The following is a 443-nucleotide window of genomic DNA, read 5'->3' as shown; positions in this document are numbered from 1 at the left end:
GAGTCAGTTGGGCGAGCGTATCAACGTACTGACCGGTCGACTGGAAGCAGCTGCAAAAAATGACGAAACCGCCAAGCGGCTGATGACCGTACGCGGTATCGGTCCGATTATTTCTACAGCAGTGATCGCTAAACAAACCGAGCCTGAGCGCTTCGCCAACGCGCGGCAGTTCGCTGCTTACTTTGGATTGGTGCCCAAGCAGAACAGCAGCGGAGAAAAAGTCCGATTGGGCAAGATGAGCAAACATGGCGATGCCTACTTGCGAAGCTTGGCGATTCAGGGCGCTCACGCGGTGTTGAGGCAGGTGAAAGCTAATTCAGAGGATCCAGATGACCGGCGATTGCAACGCTGGGTGTCCAGGTTGGGCCGTAAAGAGGCTGCCGTCCGGTTAGCCAACCGCAATTTGCGCATCATCTGGGTGCTGTTACAAAACGACCAAACTT

Annotated in this window: 1 protein-coding gene; it reads left to right on the top strand. The window is 54.9% G+C overall.

Features of this window, described 5'->3' with window-relative positions; all coding sequences use genetic code 11:
• The coding region (locus tag GHO42_RS04675) for a transposase (RefSeq protein ID WP_153384126.1) at positions 1 to 443 on the top strand (443 nt) is incomplete at both ends.

The sequence above is a fragment of the Pseudomonas sp. FSL R10-0056 genome, assembly GCF_009600105.1.
GTDB classification, from domain to species: domain Bacteria; phylum Pseudomonadota; class Gammaproteobacteria; order Pseudomonadales; family Pseudomonadaceae; genus Aquipseudomonas; species Aquipseudomonas bubulae.
This window is presented reverse-complemented; position numbering and strand designations above follow the sequence as displayed.